Below are 18,488 nucleotides of genomic sequence, written 5' to 3' on the forward strand. Positions count from 1 at the left end.
CCCACCGTACCCGTTTTGCATTTCCAAGAGACCCGTTATGAAACACGTTCTTTCAATTGTTCTTTTTGTGACCCTGCCGATCTCTGCACTTGCCGAAACCCAACTTGAACGGCTCGAGACCATTTCCGAACAAATGACCAGCGGTATGTTCGAGGCCATGATCCGGATGGTAGAAAAAGAAGGCGGCAATCCAGCGCCGCTGCGTGACGCGATCCCCGACAGCACCTGGAACGATGTGTACCGAGATGCTGGCGCCTGTCTTCTGGACAGATACACGAACGCATCCAGCGCATCGGTCGTCGATGACATGCTCGACAGGATGGAGGCGTTCATTCCCCAGATTGCGGAGATGGATCTGGAAACGATGGAAGAGGACACCGATTTCCTGCCCGAAGGCATCTCAGAAGAGTTCTCGCTTCAGGTCAACTCCGAATGTGGGCTGACCAACCTGATGATGGAACGCATGGAGGAGTCCGGATTCATGGCAGCGATGATGCAATCCATGATGGAAATTGACGCTCAATAGCGTCAATAACAACTTCAAATTGCGCCAATTTCGCTCATAAATTGCAATTTTGAATCGCGAATTGACTTCCCTCGAAAGTCGCTTATCGCTCTTGCCATAAATTATAAATTGTCTCGGAGGGACACATGAGCGTTGATCTCAACAATATGTCGAAAGATGAGCTGAAACAGCTGATCAAAGACGCGGAAAAAGCGCTGAAAACACTCGAAGCACGCCGTCTTTCAGAAGCCAAGAAGGCTGCTGAATCCGCCGCGAAGGAGTACGGTTTTTCGCTGGATGAACTCCTTGGCGGAGCGCCGCAGAAAAAAGGCTCCAAGAGCGCGCCGAAATACAAGAACCCGGCTGACGCGTCCCAGACCTGGACCGGAAAAGGCCGCAAACCCAATTGGGTGATTGATGCGCTTGCCGCAGGCAAGACAATGGAAGATCTGAAGATCTGAAATGACAATCCACATCGGAGCCAAACCCGGAGAGATTGCTGAAACGGTCCTGATGCCGGGCGATCCCTATCGCGCGAAATGGGCGGCGGAAACCTTCCTTGAAAACGCGCAACTCGTAAATGAAGTGCGTGGCATGCTGGGTTTTACCGGTACATGGAAAGGTCACCGTGTGACCATTCAAGGCTCCGGCATGGGGATGCCATCACTGTCCATTTACGCCAACGAACTGATCCGGGATTACGATGCGAAAACACTCATTCGCATCGGATCCTGTGGCGGAATGCAGCCCAGTGTCGGTATCCGCGATGTCATCCTCGCGATGACGGCAAGCACGTTGTCCACTCCGTCGCGGGGCATTTTCAAGGAATTGAATTTCGCCCCCTGTGCGGATTGGAGCCTCTTGCGTGCCGCCGTCGCCGCGGCCGAGATGAAGGGCACGAAGACCCATGTCGGCGGCATCTATTCGTCGGACGTGTTCTATGACGAGCGCCCCGATCTGAACGAACAGATGACCCGCCACGGCATCCTTGGCGTCGAAATGGAAGCGGCAGAACTCTACAATCTCGCGGCCCGCCACTCGGTCCGCGCATTGGCGGTTTTGACCGTTTCCGACCATTTGCTGACCGGTGAGGCGCTTCCGGCCGAGGATCGCGAACGCAGTTTCGGAGACATGGTCGAGATTGCGCTGACTGCCGCCTTCACCTGAGGGCCAAATCGAAAAACCGGGGGATCCACGAATTTCCCGGTCTTTTCGCAATACCGCCACAATCCTCTGCGACACCCGGGCCATGCCGAATTGGGTGATCGATATATATGTCCTGCTGACCAGCCGCGTGCCGATCCCGCGCATGCTCTTTCTGTTCAGCGTGATCACCCTGTCGCTCTTCACTCTGACATCGCATCACCATGCGACACTCAAAGAAGTCGGCCTTGTCCTTCCGGTCATGTGCGCGCTCTTCGGTCACGTGGCGGTTGTCGCGGTCAAGATGCCGGCCTCTCTTCAGAGCTATGAACGCATCGGCATCCGAAACGCAGGCGGAAAGCTGATCCTGATCTGGCTGGCCGCCTATGCAGGTGCCATGGCCCTTCCGTCACTTGCCGTCGCACAGGCCGCCCTGAGCCTCGGCATCGCCGTTTACCTCTGCATGTTCGTCGTGGTGGTGTTCATGTTCGGCGACGGCGACAAAGTCGGCTGGTTCGCCCGCGACTGGGACGAAGGCCAGCGCAACGCCGCAAACTGGCAGGTGGCCCGTCTGTTTGCCCTGATCCTTCTGAACGAACTGGCTTCCCGGCATGGCACCGCATTCGACTGGATCATTGCAATCACACTCGGCCCGATCGCCCTGCACTACCTGATGTACTGGACGATCCTTGCCACACACCCCTACGACAAGACCACGCGTCCCGACTAACCCCGTCCGTGACTGCGGTCGTAGCCGTTGACCGGGGGCGGCGACCACCCATCCAAAGCCCCCTGAGCGGGCTGCAGAACCTCGACCCGCAAGGGATAACAGGCCGCAGCATCGCTGGTATGTTCCGCCGAACAATCCCCGCCGGGACAGGCCGACAACGCACCCAGCAAATCGATCTCCGCAAAGAAGGTCAGATGGTCCCCCGGACGCACCGGGCTGGCCTTCATGAAATACTGGCCCGTATCCCGCGTGAAGCCTGTGCACATGAAGACATTCAGCACGTCATGCACATGCGGTTCGGCCTCGGCCAAAGTCATCCCCGTAGCATCCGCCAACGCCCGCGTGAGGTTCGAATGACAACAGTGGTGGTACTGCACGCCAGACAGCAGGTTGCCGGTATACGGATCGCAGCGTGTGCCGATCACGTCGTGCACCGATCCGCCATAGGAATCGATCCCGTACCAGCCCAATGAGTCCTCCACGATGGTCGCCATCGGGCGCAGCGTCGGGAACGAGGACCACAACCGCTCTCCCGTGGTCACATGTGTGCCGTGCAAGGCACGGGTCTTGCCGGAATAAAACCGCTCGGACAGGTCATGGGCGTTCCACAGGTTCAGGTCCCCCACCTGCGGACCATCTACGCTCAGGATGCGAAAGAACGATCCCGCAGGAACCCGAAACGTGCAGGCGTCGCGCGGAGCAGCCACCGACACGTCCACCACGTCTGCCCCGGCCAGCGCCTGCGCATAGAGCGACAGATCGGGCACGGGCAGCGTGTCGTTTGGATAGCAGATCACCGGCACAACAGCGCGGCGCTCATCTGCGTCATCAGGGGCATTGGTCATGTCAGGCTCCGTTTTCAGGAACTCAACGGCAGCCTGTGACAAAACGCAAGCGTAGGCCGGACAATTCTGCCCGACCTACAAAACCCGGCGCGCGCCTCCCATCGCGCGCCTGGGCAGGAGACTCAGATCGCGATGACGTCCAGCGGCGGGAAGCCATTGAACCCGACCGATGCATAGGTCGAGGTGTAGGCCCCGCAATTGCGGATCACGATACGGTCCCCGGATTGCAGTCCGAGCGGAAGCTGCACAGGCTGCTTTTCGTAAAGCACATCGGCGCTGTCGCAGGACGGACCAGCCAGAATGCACGCGCCTGTCGGCTCGTGATCACGGTCCGTAATGAACTGGTAGCGGATTGCCTCGTCCATGGTTTCTGCCAGGCCCGAGAACTTGCCGATGTCCAGATACACCCAGCGGTGCAGATCGCTGTCCGACTTCCGGGACACGAGCAGCACTTCAGCCGCAATCGCCCCCGCTTCAGCCACCAGCCCGCGACCGGGCTCTGCCATGATCGCCGGAATATCGCCAAAACGGTCCTGGATCTGGCGCATCACCGAAGCCGCATAGTTCTGCGGCGCATCCAGCTCCTGACCGTAGAACGCCGGGAACCCGCCACCAATGTTGAGCAGCGACAGCTCGAAACCTTCAGCCTTAAGGCCGCGCCAGACGGCTGCAACCTGATCCAGTGTCTCGCCCCACATTTCGGCACGGCGGGTCTGCGAACCGACATGGAAGGACAGACCAACCGGCTTGAGGCCCAGTTCGATCGCCAGCGCGAAAAGCGACGGTGTCTTGTCCAGCGCGCAACCGAACTTCCGCGACAGAGGCCAGTCCGCATGCAGCGAGCCCACGATCAGACGGATATAGACCTCTGCGCCCGGTGCGTTCTGCGCCAGCTTGTGCAGTTCTTCTTCGGAGTCGGCTGCGAAATGGGTGATCCCCATCTCATGCGCCCATGCGATGTCCGACGGACGTTTGATGGTGTTGCCAAAGGAAATCCGCGACACGTCCGCGCCAGCATTCAGGCACATCTCGATCTCGGCGCGGGATGCCGCGTCGAAGTTGCTGCCCATCGCCACGAGGGTCTGCAGGATTTCCGGAGCCGGGTTTGCCTTGACGGCATAGTGGATGCGCGCGCGGCCCAGGCCCTGCGCCAGCGCTGCGTACTGACGTGCGACAGCATCTGTGTCGATCACAAGCGTCGGGCGCTCAAAACGGTTGCTCAGGATGAAGGCCTCTGCACGGGATACAGATGCGGATTCGCGGGCAGAAAGCCCGGTTACGTATGCGTTCATTGGTCATCTCCAATAGACCCGGCCATTCCGATTGCTCGGCGCAGACCGCTCAGTTCTTTCAGAGACGTTACCGTCGCTACGTAACCGCGTGGGTGCAGGTCCTGCTTGCCCACCTCGCCAGAGGCGCGTGCGTTGGCGTCACTAATCGCGCATATGGAGTCGATTTTGAGTCGGCGCAATAGAAATTATCTCGCTGACTCAAAATATTTTTCGCGCTCATGTCTCGCGTCGCAAACACAGCACAGGGCTGTCCTCAGACGCCGTCTCTGCCCCGCAGAACGCACAGCGCCATTGCCCCGGCGCGGTGCGCCGCCAGCGGCATTCCCGCGTCAGCGTCGTCGTTTTGCGCCGCCAGTAGAGATAGGCCAGCACGCCAAGAAGAAGGATCAGAAGGATGGGCATGGGTCAGGCTCCTAGCCTCTCAGCATGTAAAATCATTGCAAAGCAAGATGCCCCGCCAGCCCCAGCATGAAACCCAAGACAGCCCCCATCGGTGGCCCCCATTTGCGTTTCAACGGCACCCGGGGGGCCACATCCTCGAACAGAAGGTAAAGAATACCACCGGCTGAAAACAGCATGATTCCGCCCAGCACGCCGGGCAGTTCCGACAGGACCAGCAATCCGGTCAGGGTCGCCAGCGGTCCGACGGGCACCATCGCGATGAATATCCAGATCAGGTTTGGATGGTGCCGGTCCGCCGACATTTCCCGCCACGCGTTGAACCCTTCGGGCAGGTTTTGCAGCGCGATCAGTGCGGCAAGCAGCAGCGCGATATCCGCCTCGCCCACCAGCATCGCACCCAGGGCCATGGCCTCGGGCACGTAATCCAGCATCATGGCCAGAAACTGGGACACGCTGCCTTGCCCTTGGGACAGATGATGGTCGAGCATCCCGAACACCAATCCGCCCGCCCCAAAAAGGACAAGCGCCACAATCGGACCCACCCGGTCTGTCCCTTCGGGTACAAGCACAAGCGCAATCGCGGAAAACAGCGCGCCACCGCCGAACGCGATCACCGAATGGCGAAATTCCTCCAGCATCCACCTCGGTAGCAACCGGTCGACCTGTGCCAGAAATGCGCCAGCCGGGATCGCGATCCCGGCCAGCGTGGAAAACAGAATGGCTTCTGTGAAAGTGCTGGTCAAAGCGCGTTACACGTGCCGCTCGACCATCATCTTCTTGATCTCGGCAATCGCCTTCGCCGGGTTCAGACCTTTGGGGCAGGTCTTGGCGCAGTTCATGATCGTGTGGCAGCGATAGAGCTTGAACGGATCTTCCAGATCATCCAACCGCTCACCCGTTGCCTCGTCGCGGCTGTCGATGATCCAGCGATAGGCGTGCAGCAACGCGGCCGGTCCAAGGTACCGATCGCCGTTCCACCAGTAGGACGGGCAGGCCGTCGAACAGGACGCGCACATCACGCATTCATAGAGACCATCCAGCTTCTTGCGGTCCTCGATGGACTGCTTCCACTCTTTCGCCGGGCGGTTCGTCTTGGTTTCGAGCCACGGCATGATCGACGCGTGCTGCGCATAGAAATGCGTCAGATCCGGGATCAGGTCTTTGACAACCGGCATGTGCGGCAGCGGGTAGATCTTCACATCGCCCTCGATCTCGTCGAGACCGTAGATACAAGCCAGCGTGTTGATCCCGTCGATGTTCATCGCGCAGGACCCGCAGATGCCTTCACGGCAGGACCGGCGGAAGGTCAGCGTCGGGTCGATCTCGTTCTTGATCTTTATCAGCGCGTCCAGAACCATCGGACCGCACTTGTCCATGTCCACGAAATAGGTGTCCACACGCGGGTTCTCGCCATCGTCCGGGTTCCAGCGATAGATGCTGAACTTGCGCACATTGGTGGCGCCTTCCGGCTTGGGCCACCGTTTGCCCGTGCGGATGGTCGAATTCTTGGGGAGGGTCAGTTGAACCATATCTCTCTCCTTAGCGAAGCAAAGCTGGCAGGCCCTCGGCCGCCAGGCATGTCAGTGTCTCGGGTTTCGAGACGATATCCGTAACGATCTGCACCGTGCTCTCAGTTGGCCCGGTCACACTGTCGAGCGCCAGCGACCGGATCTGCACCGCGCTGGCATTGTCGATCACACAGTTCAGCGCCGGTTCCAGCGGCACGCCAGGGAAGCGTTCGACCAGAACCGGGGTAATCGCCGAGCGCGCCGCATCGCGCGCAATCCGGTCCTGTGCCTGCGGAGAACAGGCAGCGAGCACCAGCCCCATGGCAATCAGGATCAGCGTTTTAGGCAATATTGCGTGCCTCCGTACATCACTGGCGCATCCGGTGTGCAGAACGCCGAACGACCGCCATCCTGCTGCCGGCGCATATCCCTCAGGATTTGGTCACGCTCCTGCGGGACACGTGTCTTGGCCGGAAGATTACTGTCGACATACTGCACAGCAGTCCCGCTCGTACCCTCCACAGTCTCGACCCCTTCCGGCGTCACCGCTATTTGCGGACCCGTACAGCCCGCGAGGCCCAGGGCCAGCAATGACAGGCCAAGAACAGTCCGCATCAGAACGTCCGTTCCTTCGGCGCAATCTTCTTGAGGCTGATACCCCCCTGCTCTTCCGTCGTCAGCGGGTCTTTGACCACCGGACGATAGCTGAGGTCGATCTTGTTGCCCTCGACCCTTGCGATGGTGTGCACGCGCCAGTTCTCGTCGTCACGCGAGGTATAGTCCTCGTGCGCATGTGCGCCGCGGCTTTCCTTGCGCGCCTCGGCCCCGGCGATCGTCGCCAACGCGTTGGGCATCAGGTTGGTCAGTTCCAGCGTCTCCATCAGGTCGCTGTTCCAGACGAGGCTGCGGTCGGTGACCTGAAGATCATCCATCTTGCCCGCAATCGCGACCATCTTGTCGAGACCTTCCTTCATGGTCTTCGAGGTCCGGAACACGGCGGCATCGGCCTGCATCGTTTTCTGCATCTCAAGCCGCAGTTCGGCGGTCGGGATGGAACCCTTGGCGTTGCGCAGCCCGTCGAAGCGGTCGAATGCCTTGTCCACCGACGCGGTGTTGGTCGACGGCACGGCAGAATCGCGATCCACAACCTTGCCTGCGCGGATCGCGGCAGCGCGGCCGAACACCACGAGGTCGATCAGCGAGTTGGAACCCAGACGGTTGGCACCATGCACGGACGCACAGCCCGCCTCGCCCACGGCCATCAGGCCCGGCACAACAGCGTTCGGGTCTTTCTTGGTCGGGTTCAGCACTTCGCCCCAGTAGTTGGTAGGGATGCCGCCCATGTTGTAGTGCACCGTCGGCAGAACCGGGATCGGCTCCTTGGTCACGTCAACACCGGCGAAAATCTTGGCGGACTCAGAGATGCCCGGCAGACGCTCTGCAAGTGCTTCTTTCGGCAGGTGCGACAGGTTCAGGTGGATGTGATCCCCTTCCTCGCCAACACCACGACCTTCGCGGATTTCCATGGTCATCGACCGGGACACGTAATCACGCGGTGCGAGGTCTTTGTAGTTCGGCGCATAGCGCTCCATGAACCGCTCGCCTTCGGAGTTGGTGAGATAGCCACCTTCCCCGCGTGCGCCCTCGGTGATCAGACAGCCCGAGCCGTAGATGCCCGTCGGGTGGAACTGCACGAACTCCATGTCCTGAAGCGGCAGACCCGCGCGCGCCACCATGCCGCCACCGTCGCCGGTGCAGGTGTGGGCGCTTGTCGCGCTGAAATAGGCCCGGCCATAGCCGCCCGTCGCCAGCACCACCATCTTGGCGTTGAAGACATGCATCGTGCCGTCGTCCAGCTTCCAGCAGACAACACCGGTGCAGGCGCCGTCATCGGACATGATGAGGTCGACCGCGAAATACTCGATATAGAACTCGGCGTTGTTCTTCAGCGACTGACCGTAAAGCGTGTGCAGGATCGCGTGACCGGTCCGGTCCGCCGCCGCACAGGTGCGCTGTACGGGCGGGCCTTCACCGAACTCGGTGGTGTGACCGCCGAACGGACGCTGGTAGATCTTGCCTTCCTCGGTGCGCGAAAACGGCACGCCGTAGTGTTCAAGCTCGTAAACCGCCTTGGGCGCTTCACGGGCGAGGTACTCCATCGCATCCGTGTCACCCAGCCAGTCCGACCCTTTCACGGTGTCGTACATGTGCCACTGCCAGTGGTCCGGGCCCATGTTGGAGAGCGATGCGGCGATCCCACCCTGCGCCGCAACCGTGTGCGACCGTGTCGGGAACACCTTGGTCACACACGCCGTGCGCAACCCCTGTTCGGCCATGCCAAGCGTGGCGCGCAAACCTGCGCCGCCTGCGCCGACGACCACGACGTCATATTCATGCGTCTCGTATTCGTATGCAGCCATGTTGCTGGAAACTCCGTGTCTCAAAGGGCCATTTTGGCGATTGCAAAGACGCCAACGGCGGCCGCGCCGTAGCTGATGCAGGTCATGCCGAGGATCAGGATCTTCTCCCAGATGCCGTGCACATAGTCTTCGACCAGAACCTGGAACCCGTCATTGAAATGCTTGAAGCCAACGATCAGCGTCAGCGCGGCGATGATCGCCGGGAACGGGCGCGCATAGTAGGCCTGCACCTCTTCGAACGACGATCCAAGGATACCGCCAAAGGTGAATACGAAGAAAGGGATCAGGATCAGCAGCGCGACGGACGATTTCTTCATCGCCCAGAAATGCTCGGTCCCGGATTTCGCGGCGCCCCATCCGGTGGCGCGTTTGCGGTCAGTCAGAAAAGCCATGATGCGCCCCCTTTACCAAAGCACGACGACGGAAAAGACAGTCAGCACGCCAGAGCCGATGATCACCATCCAGCCCAGCATTTCGGCTTTGTCGATCTCAAGCATCTTCGCGTTGTCCCATATCAGGTGACGGATGCCTGCCAGCGTGTGGTACCAGAGCGCCCAGACGGACAGGAACATCACCAGATCACCGAACCAGCTTGTGACAAAGCCGTTGGCAAAGGCGAAGTATTCCGGACCGGTCGATGCTGCGAGCAGCCACCACACGATCATCAGCGCGGCCACGATAAGCGCATTGCCGGTGATCCGCGTGAGGATCGACGTAACGGAGGTGAGTTGCGGCCGATAGTACGGCCCGATCATAAACGGTGAGAGCGGCCGGTTGCCGCGATTGACGTCAGGCATGGTCTGAGTCCTTTTCGGTTCCTGACAGCCTTTTTATTGCTTTTGAAAGCCGAGTCACGCCGCGCGAAAGCTCTCAGGCGCGGTTTTTTGGCGCAATCAGCAAGAAATATCAAAATTTGTGATCACACGAATAAAAACTGTGATCACATAATGCGCGGCAATGGAAGTTATCGTTTTTTCAGGCGTTTTTCCGTTACCGCTACCCAAAGGCTGCTTTACATGGGTCCGACCATCAACCGCCGCACCCGATCGGACCTTCAGTTCCCCAAGGCTCTGTAGAGGTCGCGCAAGTGGGCTTCGAACTCTTCGCACATGATGATCGACCGATCGGACGGATCGTAAAACGCGTTCGCCTCGCCACACGGCTCGGCATAGACACCGATCTCTGCCGGAAACCCGAAATCCGCATTCAATGCGTCCACCTCCGCCGCAATCAGTTGCGCCGTCACCGTGGTTTTGTCCTCTGCCGAAAACCGCATAGGCGTACCGCCTTCCGCCATTTCGTCGAACACTGCCCCCCAGCTGTCAGCGGCAAGATCGTATTCCTCGGGACAGTATTCCGCGCGCTCGTCGGGCAGTTCCATGTCCTCGGCAAAGTCATCCCGGGTGTCCGGATCACCGCCGTAAAACAGGCAGACCGTGTTGTAGAACCGCTGTTCGTCCGGCCCATGCACGTCCCAATACGGCACCGGATAGTCGGCATTCGCCACGGCTTCGGCCCAGAACCCATTGGCCACGTCATAGGCCATATCCAAGGCCGACTCCGGCTCGAACAGATGATCGATCAACAGGATCGACGCCACGTCGGCGGCGTCTTCTTCCTGCCCGAAGACGGGCATTTGCATCACGTCGATCAGGGCATGACCCAGCTCGTGATAGAAAATTCCAAGGATATTCGCTTCGACAAAGGCGTTTTCAGCCTCGTCGGCCATCAGACTACCGGGGACACCGGCAGCCAAAAGGGCAAGCGCGTATCTCACACAGGCATCAAGGCCCAATAATCGAGATCAAGCAAGACATGAGGCAGGTACTTCCCGTCCTCGCCTTTCAGGTCCATCGACCCGCTCGCCGAGGTCGCCACCAGTCGCAGACGCACCGCGCCCACACCGGGGACCGAGGTTTCGGCCTTGTCCAGCACCTCGGACCAAGCGCGCACGGTGGTGCCGCTGAAACACGGGTTCGCGTGTGCCCCGCCGTTCAGGCCCACGATCATCTGCGCATTTGCCAGACCGTTGAACGACAGCGCCCGCGCCATGCTGATGACGTGCCCACCATAGATCAACCGCTGCCCATCGGGCCGGAAAGTGGCGTCGAAATGGACCTTGGCCGTGTTCTGCCACAGCCGCGTCGCCATCATGTGTTCGGCTTCCTCGATGGTGACGCCGTCCACATGGTCGATCTTCTCACCGATCGCGTAATCCCCCCAGCGATGCGGCTCGCCCGCCAGTTCGAAATCGTAGCCGGTAAAGTCCAGCCCGCGCGGAATCGCCAGGTCTTCGACAGCCAGCACGGATTTCAGCTCCGGCACCACAGTCTCAGGTGCTGCCGCATCCGCGTCGCGCTTGCGCACCATGACCCAGCGCACATACTCCATGACCAACTGATCATTCTGGTTGAGACCGCGCGTCCGCACCCAGACCACACCGGTCTTTCCGTTGGAGTTTTGCTTGAGCCCGATCACCTCGGATTCCGAACGCAGCGTGTCACCCGCATAGACCGGCGCCAGCCAGCGCCCCTCGGCATAGCCAAGGTTCGCCACCGCGTTCAGCGACACATCAGGAACCGTCTTGCCGAACACCACATGGAACGCAGCCAGATCGTCGATCGGGGACGACGGTAGGCCACAGCTCTGCGCAAAAAGATCCGACGAATACAGCGCATGTCGAGCGGGATACAAAGCATGATAAAGCGCCCGCTCCCCACCCGACACCGTGCGCGGTACCGCGTGGCGGATCACCTGCCCAACCGCGTAATCCTCGAAGAAACGGCCTTCATTCGTTTTCGTCATCGCAGCGCCCTTTGCGGTGGTCGCAGGTCGGTCGAGTGTGTCACTGTTCGCCAAGTTTCATCTCCGGGCTGTAGGGGGTGTCGATCTCTTTGGTCACCGCCTGCCCGCAGCGCATCACACCATTGGCATGATCGAACGCATAGGTGGGATCGCCATAAAGCTCCCACCCCTTGCTCAGGGCAAGCGACACCTTGTGGCAAAAGGCCGACGTGTCATCTTCGGTCAAAAGTCGATAAATCTTCATGGCTTACCCCGGAAACGGCCAGACGCCGAGGCCAACGTGGATGGCCGAAATCGCAGCATACATCACCAGCGTGATCACAACCAAAAGAACGTCTTTCTTGGCTTCACCCGGTTGCGGGCGATCCCAGACAGGTTCGGCCTTGTTGATGAGGATCACCTCGAGCACGGCCCAGGCGAGCATCCCGCCAAAGAGGATGATCGACGCCAAGTCGCCGTTCACCAGAAGGTGCGCGACGGCCCAGATCTTAACGGCGGTCAGCTGCGGGTGGCGCATCTTGCCACGCAAGCGGCCCGTGGTGGCACTCATACCAAAGACGAACAGCGCCACCAGCATCAGCAGGTTGTTGATGTGCACCATGAAGGCAGGCGGATACCAGACGGGAATGAACTCCACCCCGCCGTACCCCCAGATCATCAGGCCGAGGCTGATGAACAACGCAACCGCCACCACGCCTTTGCCTTTGTCGCCCATCGCCGCACGCTGTTCGGGCGCGACGCGCTTGAAAATATGGGCTCCAACCCAAATCAGCAGTCCGAGAACAAGAAGACCCATCATGGCTTACCCCGCTTGGATGGTTTCAATCGCCTCTGCTTTTGCCAGTATTTCACGCGCTGTGGCAACGTGAAGGTTCTCGACGATCTTGCCGTCCACCACAGCCACACCCTGCCCTTCAGCCTCCGCCGCCTCGAACGCGGCGATCTGGCGGCGGGCGAGGTCGATCTCTTCGGGGGCGGGCGCAAAGGCGGTATTGGCAATGTCCACCTGCGCGGGGTGGATCAGCGTCTTGCCATCAAAGCCCATATCGCGGCCCTGCGTACATTCGGCCTTGAGCCCTTCGTCATCCTTGAACGCGTTATACACACCATCCACGATCACCAGCCCCTCAGCCTTGGCCGCCAGAAGGCACATCGACAGCGACGTCAGCATCGGCAAACGGTCCGGGCGGAACCGGGTCTGCAATTCCTTGGCAAGGTCATTGGTGCCCATCACCATCCCCGCCATCTTCGGATGCGCCGCAATCTCAACCGCGTTCAGCATACCGCGCGGCGTTTCCATCATCGCCCAGATCGGCAGGTCGCCGGTGATCTCGGCCAGCGCATCCAACTGCGCTGCACTCTCGACCTTGGGCAACAGAACCGCATCGCAATCCATCTGCGCCACGGCTTCAGCATCGGCCCGGCCCCACTCGGTATCCAGCCCGTTGATCCGCACGATCCGCACCCGCGCACCGTACCCACCGGCCGCCAGCGCCGCCTTCAGCGTTTCCCGCGCGGCGGTTTTTTCATCGACAGCCACCGCATCTTCGAGATCAAAGATGATCGCATCAACCGGCAACCCCCGCGCCTTTTCCAAGGCTCGGTCTTTAGACCCCGGAATGTAAAGAACCGAGCGATAGGGGCGGCTGCGCATGTCCATGGCGGTCTCCTCAGCGAGTCTTGAGTAATAATGTTGCGCCAGAGAGCTACATTCTTTTGCAAAAACTGCAAGAGGTGATCTGCCGCACCGCAGAAAAAAGCTGCTGCACCCGCATTCCGTGCGGTTCGTTAACCATATGTAAGGCACCCCGCCGGACGCTCTGCCCCATCACAGCCGAAAAGGGGTAAGGCGATGAAACGGAATTTCTGGACGATGTCAGTACTCGCAACCGGAGCGCTGCTTGCGTCGGCATCACTGGCGCAGGCACAGCAGAACTGCGCACCGCGCGCGCTGGTGATCGAACGGCTCGCCAGCAGCTACGGCGAAACCCGCCAATCCATCGGGCTTGCCCAGAACAATACAATGGTCGAGGTCTTTGCCTCCACGGACACCGGCAGCTGGACGATCACCGTCACCAACGCCGCAGGCCTCACCTGTCTTGTCGCCAGCGGTCAGGCCTTCGAACGGCTCGCCGAATCCCTGCCGACCCCGGCCGAGGATGCCTAGGTCAGCGCATCGAAGATCAGCTTCGACCCGGTCACCATGAGCAGCACATAGGTCAGACCGAAAAACACCCGTTCGGGCACGATATGATGTGCCCGAACACCCAGATAGGTGCCCAAAATGGCAAACGGTGCCAGCGCAAGGTTCAGCGTCAGAGTCTCCAGCGTGAAAAAGCCCATCGCGGCATAAATCCCCGCTTTCAGCACGTTCATCGCCCAGAACACGATCACCGTCGTCGCCTGAAACGCGGTTTTGCTCAGCTTCCGTCCCAGCAGATAGACCGCCGCCACCGGCCCGCCCGCATGGCTGACGAAACTGGTGAAGCCCAGCGCCACACCCGCCGAGACCCCCGCGGTCGGTGACATCGGGCGCTCCCCGATCTTCACCCAGCCTGCGGCCTGCACCAACTGCCAGATCACGAACCCGATCGAGATGCCCCCGATCAGGAACCGGATCACATCGTCATTGGCCCATCCGAAAAAGAGCGCCCCCAGAAAAGTCCCCGGCACACCGCCCCACAGCAGCAGCCGTGTTTCGGGCCAGTTCCACTTTTTCCAATAGGCCGGCAGGCTGGCCACATCGATCAGCATGAGCAGCGGCAGCATGATCCCCAGCGCAATTGCGGGCTCCACCAAAACAGCCAGAATCGATGCGCTGGCAAAGGCCGCTCCGGACCCGAACCCGCCTTTTGAGACCCCCGCAAAAAGAACGGCAGGCACGCCCAGCGCAAAAACTGTCCAGCTCAGAACCTCCACGCGCGCCTCACTTTCCTACGGGATTCCATTGACATATCCGCCCGTGACCCGTTCCGCCAGCTTGGGCGTGCGTCTCCGCCGCACTTGCGAAATAACCCAAGTCGGACTAGCACAGCGCAAATTCAAAACGGACCGGAGACAAAATCCATGGCCAGACCCAAGATTGCCCTTATCGGCGCGGGACAGATCGGTGGCACCCTTGCTCACCTCGTGGCACTCAAAGAACTGGGCGACGTCGTACTCTTCGACATCGCTGAAGGCACCCCGGAGGGCAAGGCCCTCGACATCGCCGAATCCGGCCTGTCCGAAGGGTTCGACGCAAAGCTCAAGGGCACACAGGATTACGCCGACATCGCGGGCGCAGACGTCTGCATCGTCACCGCCGGTGTCCCGCGCAAGCCGGGCATGAGCCGCGATGACCTTCTGGGCATCAACCTCAAGGTCATGAAATCCGTGGGCGAAGGCATCGCCGCCAACGCACCGGACGCGTTTGTGATCTGCATCACCAACCCGCTCGACGCGATGGTCTGGGCCCTTCAGCAGTTCTCGGGCCTGCCGACAAACAAGGTCTGCGGTATGGCTGGCGTTCTGGACAGCGCCCGCTTCCGTCACTTCCTGTCGCTCGAATTCGACGTGTCGATGAAAGACGTCACCGCCTTCGTTCTGGGCGGCCACGGCGACACGATGGTTCCGCTGACACGCTACTCCACCGTCGCAGGCATCCCGCTCCCGGATCTGGTGAAGATGGGCTGGACCACCCAGGACAAGCTCGATGCAATCGTGCAGCGCACCCGTGACGGCGGCGCGGAAATCGTCGGCCTGCTGAAAACCGGCTCCGCCTTCTACGCACCGGCGACCTCCGCCATCGAAATGGCCGAAGCCTATCTCAAGGACCAGAAGCGCCTCCTGCCCTGCGCGGCCTATTGCGACGGCGAATTCGGCCTCGACGGCTTCTACGTGGGCGTCCCCACCATCATCGGCGCCGGCGGCATCGAAAAGATCGTCGACATCTCGCTCAGCAAAGACGAGCAGGCGATGTTCGACAACTCGGTCAACGCCGTCAAAGGCCTGGTCGAAGCCTGCAAAGGCATCGACGAGAGCCTCGCGTAAATCCTCGACCTTTGAAGATAAGTGCCCCGTGGATCACCACGGGGCATTTTTTTGTGCCCCGTTCTCTTGCGACCCGGAACATCAGGCCAATGGCGGGACAGCCAAGATCGCTTGGGGCAAATCATCCGACGCTCCCTTTTCCCAGCATCCAACGCCGCACCTGATCTGACAGGTCCCGTGCACGGGCTGAAACCGCCCAAAAGCGCGGCAAAACCTGCCGAGCAGCTGCAGGTCAGCGGCGTTCTTGTGCAAATAAAGCCACAATAGCCGCGTGGGACCCCCCGAACAGCGCACCAAAACTGTCTTTCGGCATGCCGATATGCATGAATCAAGGAGAACGGCAGGTTAACGAGGCAGATAATGATCGATTTGCGCAGTAGAGCTGTATCCAGCGACAACCTCACGTTCCCTTCGAACGGACGGCACCTTGGCCGCGTGGCGGCGGCATGAAGGACTTTCTGTCTCAGAGCGGCGCCGATACGGGTACGGTAGAGGACACGCTTGCCACCTATCACCGGATGTTCCGGCCCTATTTCGAAGAATATGCCGGTCTCGAAACAAACACGTACGACGTGTCGTCCTCGACCGACGTCAAGGAAATGGTCCGTGCTGCACGCGCACATGGGCTGGACGTTCACGCTTTCCCGAGCCTTCCCGCACGCCACCTTGTCCTGAGCGACGGCACACGCGAGATCGGGTTTGCGGCCGCGCAGCCAAGTTGCATGAAACCGGTCCTGACCAATTTCTGCGATGACAAGCTGCTGCAGAAAACGTTCTACAAGGAAAATGGCATCCCTCACGCCGAAGGACATGAAGTCCGGTCTCTGGAGCATGCGCTCGAGAGCCGTCGCTCACTCGCAGAGTCCGTCGTCCTGAAACCGTCCCGAGGCCGTCAGGGCCTTGGAGTGACCGTTGGAATCCGAGATGACGAAACACTGATACGCGCATGGAATTTCGCCCGCGAGGAGCGGTCTCAATCCCCGATAATGATGGAAGAGACGTTCGTCGGATGTGACCTGCGCGCCTTCATCCTGAACAAGGAAGTCATTTGCGCCTATCTGAAGATCCCCCCGAATATCCTGGGTGACGGTCGCTCGACGATTGCGGAACTGGTCGATGCAAAGAATGCCCGCCGTCGCCAAAGCCCGGCGCTGCGTGTCGCATTGATCAAGACCGATGCCAAATCAGAGCAGCTTCTTGAATTCCAGGGATTTGATATGGGGTCCATCCCTGCGAACGGAGAACCGGTTCTGCTGGGTTTGACGCAAAGCGTCAGTTCAGGTGGCGATCTGCTCCCGATCAACGGGCGATTGTCGAAGCCGGTAAACACCGTTGCCTGCTCTGTGGCGAAAGCGCTGGGATACACCGGACCGCCTGGCATGGATGTCCTGTGCCGCGATTTCGAAAAAGACACCGGAAGCGCAATCATCTGCGAGACAAATCCTCAGCCCGCCATGTTTGGCGCGTTGTATCCACCGGTCGGAAAATCCGTGGACTGCCCGGAACAGATAATGCGCCATTACTTCGGCGCCCGCCGCAAAACTGTGAAACCAAAAGACATCCGGATCCGTTGCGAAGGCGCCGAGGAGATCGAGTTGGAGGCGTTCTGCGACTCTTACGCAGAGTCCGGTGCAAACGGAAAATTGCTACGGAAAACCGGCCCGCAGGAACTGACGATCGAAGGGACAGGCAGCGACGTTTCAATGCTGCTGAGCACGCTGCTCGACAGCAAGAAAAAGCCGAAATTCATCGACGCGGCCTATGTCCTGAAACCCCTGAAAAAGAAGAAAGCCGCCAAGAGCGCGATCCCTCTTGAACGCCCCGGCGACACAGCATGTCCCGCGTCAGAATTCGCAAAGATCGCCTGTATGTCTTCTCTGTCCAAGCAGGCGGATATTTTGGACGGCAACCTCATTTGTCTGACAAAGACGCGAAAGAGAAAGTTTGTTTCGGCGCAGCTGAATGGCTGGTTTGCAGAAGCACATTCCAGTCTTCTGGGCCGCAGCAGATTGCGCCACAGGTTCGCCCTGCATGGTCTGCCCCTCAAACGGGAACTGATCCTCGAGCCAAAAGACGTGCGCGGCCTCAGACGAGCTGTTGCACGCTTCAAGAAAGACTGCACCGTCACCCTGATCGCACGATCGAACATCCAGTCCAAAACCATCGTTTCGAACGCGGACGAAGCCAGCGATCTTCTGTCCAGAGAGGTGAACAACCGTACCAAGCTGGTCTGTGTGTCGCCAAATGAAGACACGACACAGATGTCGCTCCTCGTATTCGACGGAAGTCTGGTCGCAGCCACCCAAGACTCAGGCACGGAATGCGACACGCTCCATGCAGAATGGGCGCAGGTCGCTTCGGCGTGCCTCGATGCGCTTCCAAGTGCCCGGCTGATGTCCGTGAAGGTTCATATGGAAAACCCCCAAGACGCCCCCGACAACCAGACCTGGGCCATCGACAGCATCGACACGAACCCCGACATCGCTCACTTCGGAACGCGCGTGGCGAACCCCAAGGGTGCGTTCGCGAAAAAACTCGTCGCAGCGCTCTTGGATAGCACCATCTAGCGGGTTGCCCGGCGCGAATGGAATGGCCCAAACATGCGCTTGTCCTGCGCGCAGCGCCCTGCAGAATGGCAGGAATCCTTGGCTGAACCCGCGCGCAACCGACGATGAAACCAAGAGATTCGGGTGTGATCACTCCGCATGCCGCACCTGCATCGCCCCTTCTCGGCCCAAATGTGATCACACGATTTTTCACTGTGATCACAAATGTCGCTTTTTTCGCGTCAGAAGGCCGGTGCGGCAAA

The 18,488-nt window shown here is 59.9% G+C and carries 23 protein-coding genes; 7 read left to right on the top strand and 16 right to left on the bottom strand.

The window, feature by feature from the left end; translation table 11 throughout:
- The first annotated feature begins 37 nt into the window (after nucleotides 1-37).
- The 4 genes from MGEO_RS00160 (at nucleotide 38) to MGEO_RS00175 (ending at nucleotide 2,378) form a co-directional block, all read left to right on the top strand.
- The gene (locus MGEO_RS00160) at nucleotides 38-526 is read left to right on the top strand and encodes a hypothetical protein (protein ID WP_085634679.1); all 489 of its coding nucleotides are present in this window, start codon (nucleotides 38-40) and stop codon (nucleotides 524-526) included.
- A gap of 125 nt (nucleotides 527-651) precedes the next feature.
- Entirely contained in the window at nucleotides 652-966 is a 315-nt protein-coding gene (locus MGEO_RS00165) for an H-NS histone family protein (RefSeq protein WP_085634680.1), read from the top strand.
- A gap of 1 nt (nucleotide 967) precedes the next feature.
- Nucleotides 968-1,672 carry a purine-nucleoside phosphorylase gene (gene deoD, locus MGEO_RS00170; RefSeq protein ID WP_085634681.1) on the top strand — a complete coding sequence of 235 codons (705 nt, stop codon included), beginning with the start codon at nucleotides 968-970 and terminating at the stop codon, nucleotides 1,670-1,672.
- Between the two features lie 82 nt (nucleotides 1,673-1,754).
- Nucleotides 1,755-2,378, top strand: coding sequence for a hypothetical protein (locus MGEO_RS00175; protein ID WP_085634682.1), 624 nt, complete (start codon nucleotides 1,755-1,757; stop codon nucleotides 2,376-2,378).
- On the opposite strand, the gene MGEO_RS00180 is transcribed toward MGEO_RS00175, so the two are convergent.
- From MGEO_RS00180 to MGEO_RS00250, 15 genes are all read right to left on the bottom strand, one after another.
- Nucleotides 2,375-3,223 (bottom strand): urea carboxylase-associated family protein, encoded by an 849-nt coding sequence (locus tag MGEO_RS00180; protein WP_085634683.1) that lies wholly within the window; start codon nucleotides 3,221-3,223, stop codon nucleotides 2,375-2,377. The two genes, MGEO_RS00175 and MGEO_RS00180, sit on opposite strands and share 4 nt — an antisense overlap.
- A gap of 122 nt (nucleotides 3,224-3,345) precedes the next feature.
- Nucleotides 3,346-4,515, bottom strand: a complete 1,170-nt coding sequence (locus MGEO_RS00185) for a type III PLP-dependent enzyme (protein ID WP_085634684.1) — start codon at nucleotides 4,513-4,515, stop codon at nucleotides 3,346-3,348.
- 216 nt (nucleotides 4,516-4,731) lie between these two features.
- Nucleotides 4,732-4,917, bottom strand: coding sequence for a hypothetical protein (locus tag MGEO_RS00190; RefSeq protein WP_085634685.1), 186 nt, complete (start codon nucleotides 4,915-4,917; stop codon nucleotides 4,732-4,734).
- A gap of 32 nt (nucleotides 4,918-4,949) precedes the next feature.
- Nucleotides 4,950-5,660: a ZIP family metal transporter gene (locus tag MGEO_RS00195; protein ID WP_085634686.1), complete on the bottom strand. Its 711-nt coding sequence runs from the start codon at nucleotides 5,658-5,660 to the stop codon at nucleotides 4,950-4,952.
- Nucleotides 5,661-5,666: 6 nt separating this feature from the next.
- Nucleotides 5,667-6,446, bottom strand: coding sequence for a succinate dehydrogenase iron-sulfur subunit (locus tag MGEO_RS00200; RefSeq protein ID WP_085634687.1), 780 nt, complete (start codon nucleotides 6,444-6,446; stop codon nucleotides 5,667-5,669).
- 10 nt (nucleotides 6,447-6,456) lie between these two features.
- The gene (locus MGEO_RS00205; RefSeq protein WP_085634688.1) at nucleotides 6,457-6,774 is read right to left on the bottom strand and encodes a hypothetical protein; all 318 of its coding nucleotides are present in this window, start codon (nucleotides 6,772-6,774) and stop codon (nucleotides 6,457-6,459) included.
- Nucleotides 6,759-7,040 carry a hypothetical protein gene (locus tag MGEO_RS00210; RefSeq protein ID WP_085634689.1) on the bottom strand — a complete coding sequence of 94 codons (282 nt, stop codon included), beginning with the start codon at nucleotides 7,038-7,040 and terminating at the stop codon, nucleotides 6,759-6,761. The genes MGEO_RS00205 and MGEO_RS00210 overlap by 16 nt, the downstream gene beginning before the upstream one ends.
- Complete coding sequence (gene sdhA / locus MGEO_RS00215; protein WP_085634690.1) at nucleotides 7,040-8,845, bottom strand: succinate dehydrogenase flavoprotein subunit; 1,806 nt, start codon at nucleotides 8,843-8,845, stop codon at nucleotides 7,040-7,042. Before sdhA ends, MGEO_RS00210 begins: the two co-directional genes overlap by 1 nt.
- Nucleotides 8,846-8,865: 20 nt before the next feature.
- A complete protein-coding gene (gene sdhD, locus MGEO_RS00220) occupies nucleotides 8,866-9,237 on the bottom strand; it encodes a succinate dehydrogenase, hydrophobic membrane anchor protein (RefSeq protein ID WP_085634691.1) in 372 nt (123 codons plus the stop codon).
- A 12-nt stretch (nucleotides 9,238-9,249) separates the two neighbouring features.
- The gene (gene sdhC, locus MGEO_RS00225; RefSeq protein ID WP_085634692.1) at nucleotides 9,250-9,642 is read right to left on the bottom strand and encodes a succinate dehydrogenase, cytochrome b556 subunit; all 393 of its coding nucleotides are present in this window, start codon (nucleotides 9,640-9,642) and stop codon (nucleotides 9,250-9,252) included.
- Between the two features lie 257 nt (nucleotides 9,643-9,899).
- Complete coding sequence (locus MGEO_RS00230; RefSeq protein WP_233139515.1) at nucleotides 9,900-10,622, bottom strand: DUF4344 domain-containing metallopeptidase; 723 nt, start codon at nucleotides 10,620-10,622, stop codon at nucleotides 9,900-9,902.
- On the bottom strand, nucleotides 10,619-11,650 hold the full coding sequence (locus MGEO_RS00235; protein WP_085634693.1) for a MaoC family dehydratase: 1,032 nt from the start codon (nucleotides 11,648-11,650) through the stop codon (nucleotides 10,619-10,621). The genes MGEO_RS00230 and MGEO_RS00235 overlap by 4 nt, the downstream gene beginning before the upstream one ends.
- A 40-nt stretch (nucleotides 11,651-11,690) precedes the next feature.
- Nucleotides 11,691-11,894, bottom strand: coding sequence for a DUF1737 domain-containing protein (locus MGEO_RS00240; protein WP_085628053.1), 204 nt, complete (start codon nucleotides 11,892-11,894; stop codon nucleotides 11,691-11,693).
- A gap of 3 nt (nucleotides 11,895-11,897) precedes the next feature.
- Nucleotides 11,898-12,446: an NnrU family protein gene (locus MGEO_RS00245; protein ID WP_198948076.1), complete on the bottom strand. Its 549-nt coding sequence runs from the start codon at nucleotides 12,444-12,446 to the stop codon at nucleotides 11,898-11,900.
- A 6-nt stretch (nucleotides 12,447-12,452) separates the two neighbouring features.
- Nucleotides 12,453-13,310, bottom strand: coding sequence for an HpcH/HpaI aldolase/citrate lyase family protein (locus tag MGEO_RS00250; RefSeq protein ID WP_085634695.1), 858 nt, complete (start codon nucleotides 13,308-13,310; stop codon nucleotides 12,453-12,455).
- A 213-nt stretch (nucleotides 13,311-13,523) separates the two neighbouring features.
- On the opposite strand from MGEO_RS00250, the gene MGEO_RS00255 reads away from it, so the two are divergent.
- Nucleotides 13,524-13,817 carry a hypothetical protein gene (locus tag MGEO_RS00255; protein ID WP_233139516.1) on the top strand — a complete coding sequence of 98 codons (294 nt, stop codon included), beginning with the start codon at nucleotides 13,524-13,526 and terminating at the stop codon, nucleotides 13,815-13,817.
- On the opposite strand, the gene MGEO_RS00260 is transcribed toward MGEO_RS00255, so the two are convergent.
- Nucleotides 13,814-14,569, bottom strand: a complete 756-nt coding sequence (locus MGEO_RS00260) for a sulfite exporter TauE/SafE family protein (RefSeq protein WP_085634697.1) — start codon at nucleotides 14,567-14,569, stop codon at nucleotides 13,814-13,816. The genes MGEO_RS00255 and MGEO_RS00260 overlap by 4 nt on opposite strands.
- Nucleotides 14,570-14,716: 147 nt before the next feature.
- Between MGEO_RS00260 and mdh the strand changes: the two genes are divergently transcribed.
- Together mdh and MGEO_RS00270 are read left to right on the top strand one after the other, a co-directional pair.
- Nucleotides 14,717-15,679 carry a malate dehydrogenase gene (gene mdh, locus MGEO_RS00265; RefSeq protein ID WP_085634698.1) on the top strand — a complete coding sequence of 321 codons (963 nt, stop codon included), beginning with the start codon at nucleotides 14,717-14,719 and terminating at the stop codon, nucleotides 15,677-15,679.
- Between the two features lie 446 nt (nucleotides 15,680-16,125).
- Nucleotides 16,126-18,246, top strand: a complete 2,121-nt coding sequence (locus tag MGEO_RS00270) for a hypothetical protein (RefSeq protein WP_085634699.1) — start codon at nucleotides 16,126-16,128, stop codon at nucleotides 18,244-18,246.
- Nucleotides 18,247-18,488: the final 242 nt, after the last annotated feature.

This window comes from Marivita geojedonensis (assembly GCF_002115805.1).
GTDB lineage: Bacteria > Pseudomonadota > Alphaproteobacteria > Rhodobacterales > Rhodobacteraceae > Marivita > Marivita geojedonensis.

Bases quoted from the DNA above. Each gene is read 5' to 3' on its own strand.
- MGEO_RS00160 (WP_085634679.1), top strand. From the start codon at position 38: ATGAAACACGTTCTTTCAATTGTTCTTTTTGTGACCCTGCCGATCTCT.
- MGEO_RS00165 (WP_085634680.1), top strand. From the start codon at position 652: ATGAGCGTTGATCTCAACAATATGTCGAAAGATGAGCTGAAACAGCTG.
- deoD (WP_085634681.1), top strand. From the start codon at position 968: ATGACAATCCACATCGGAGCCAAACCCGGAGAGATTGCTGAAACGGTC.
- MGEO_RS00175 (WP_085634682.1), top strand. From the start codon at position 1,755: ATGCCGAATTGGGTGATCGATATATATGTCCTGCTGACCAGCCGCGTG.
- MGEO_RS00180 (WP_085634683.1), bottom strand. From the start codon at position 3,223: ATGACCAATGCCCCTGATGACGCAGATGAGCGCCGCGCTGTTGTGCCG.
- MGEO_RS00185 (WP_085634684.1), bottom strand. From the start codon at position 4,515: ATGAACGCATACGTAACCGGGCTTTCTGCCCGCGAATCCGCATCTGTA.
- MGEO_RS00190 (WP_085634685.1), bottom strand. From the start codon at position 4,917: ATGCCCATCCTTCTGATCCTTCTTCTTGGCGTGCTGGCCTATCTCTAC.
- MGEO_RS00200 (WP_085634687.1), bottom strand. From the start codon at position 6,446: ATGGTTCAACTGACCCTCCCCAAGAATTCGACCATCCGCACGGGCAAA.
- MGEO_RS00210 (WP_085634689.1), bottom strand. From the start codon at position 7,040: ATGCGGACTGTTCTTGGCCTGTCATTGCTGGCCCTGGGCCTCGCGGGC.
- sdhA (WP_085634690.1), bottom strand. From the start codon at position 8,845: ATGGCTGCATACGAATACGAGACGCATGAATATGACGTCGTGGTCGTC.
- sdhD (WP_085634691.1), bottom strand. From the start codon at position 9,237: ATGGCTTTTCTGACTGACCGCAAACGCGCCACCGGATGGGGCGCCGCG.
- sdhC (WP_085634692.1), bottom strand. From the start codon at position 9,642: ATGCCTGACGTCAATCGCGGCAACCGGCCGCTCTCACCGTTTATGATC.
- MGEO_RS00235 (WP_085634693.1), bottom strand. From the start codon at position 11,650: ATGACGAAAACGAATGAAGGCCGTTTCTTCGAGGATTACGCGGTTGGG.
- MGEO_RS00240 (WP_085628053.1), bottom strand. From the start codon at position 11,894: ATGAAGATTTATCGACTTTTGACCGAAGATGACACGTCGGCCTTTTGC.
- MGEO_RS00245 (WP_198948076.1), bottom strand. From the start codon at position 12,446: ATGGGTCTTCTTGTTCTCGGACTGCTGATTTGGGTTGGAGCCCATATT.
- MGEO_RS00250 (WP_085634695.1), bottom strand. From the start codon at position 13,310: ATGGACATGCGCAGCCGCCCCTATCGCTCGGTTCTTTACATTCCGGGG.
- MGEO_RS00255 (WP_233139516.1), top strand. From the start codon at position 13,524: ATGTCAGTACTCGCAACCGGAGCGCTGCTTGCGTCGGCATCACTGGCG.
- mdh (WP_085634698.1), top strand. From the start codon at position 14,717: ATGGCCAGACCCAAGATTGCCCTTATCGGCGCGGGACAGATCGGTGGC.
- MGEO_RS00270 (WP_085634699.1), top strand. From the start codon at position 16,126: ATGAAGGACTTTCTGTCTCAGAGCGGCGCCGATACGGGTACGGTAGAG.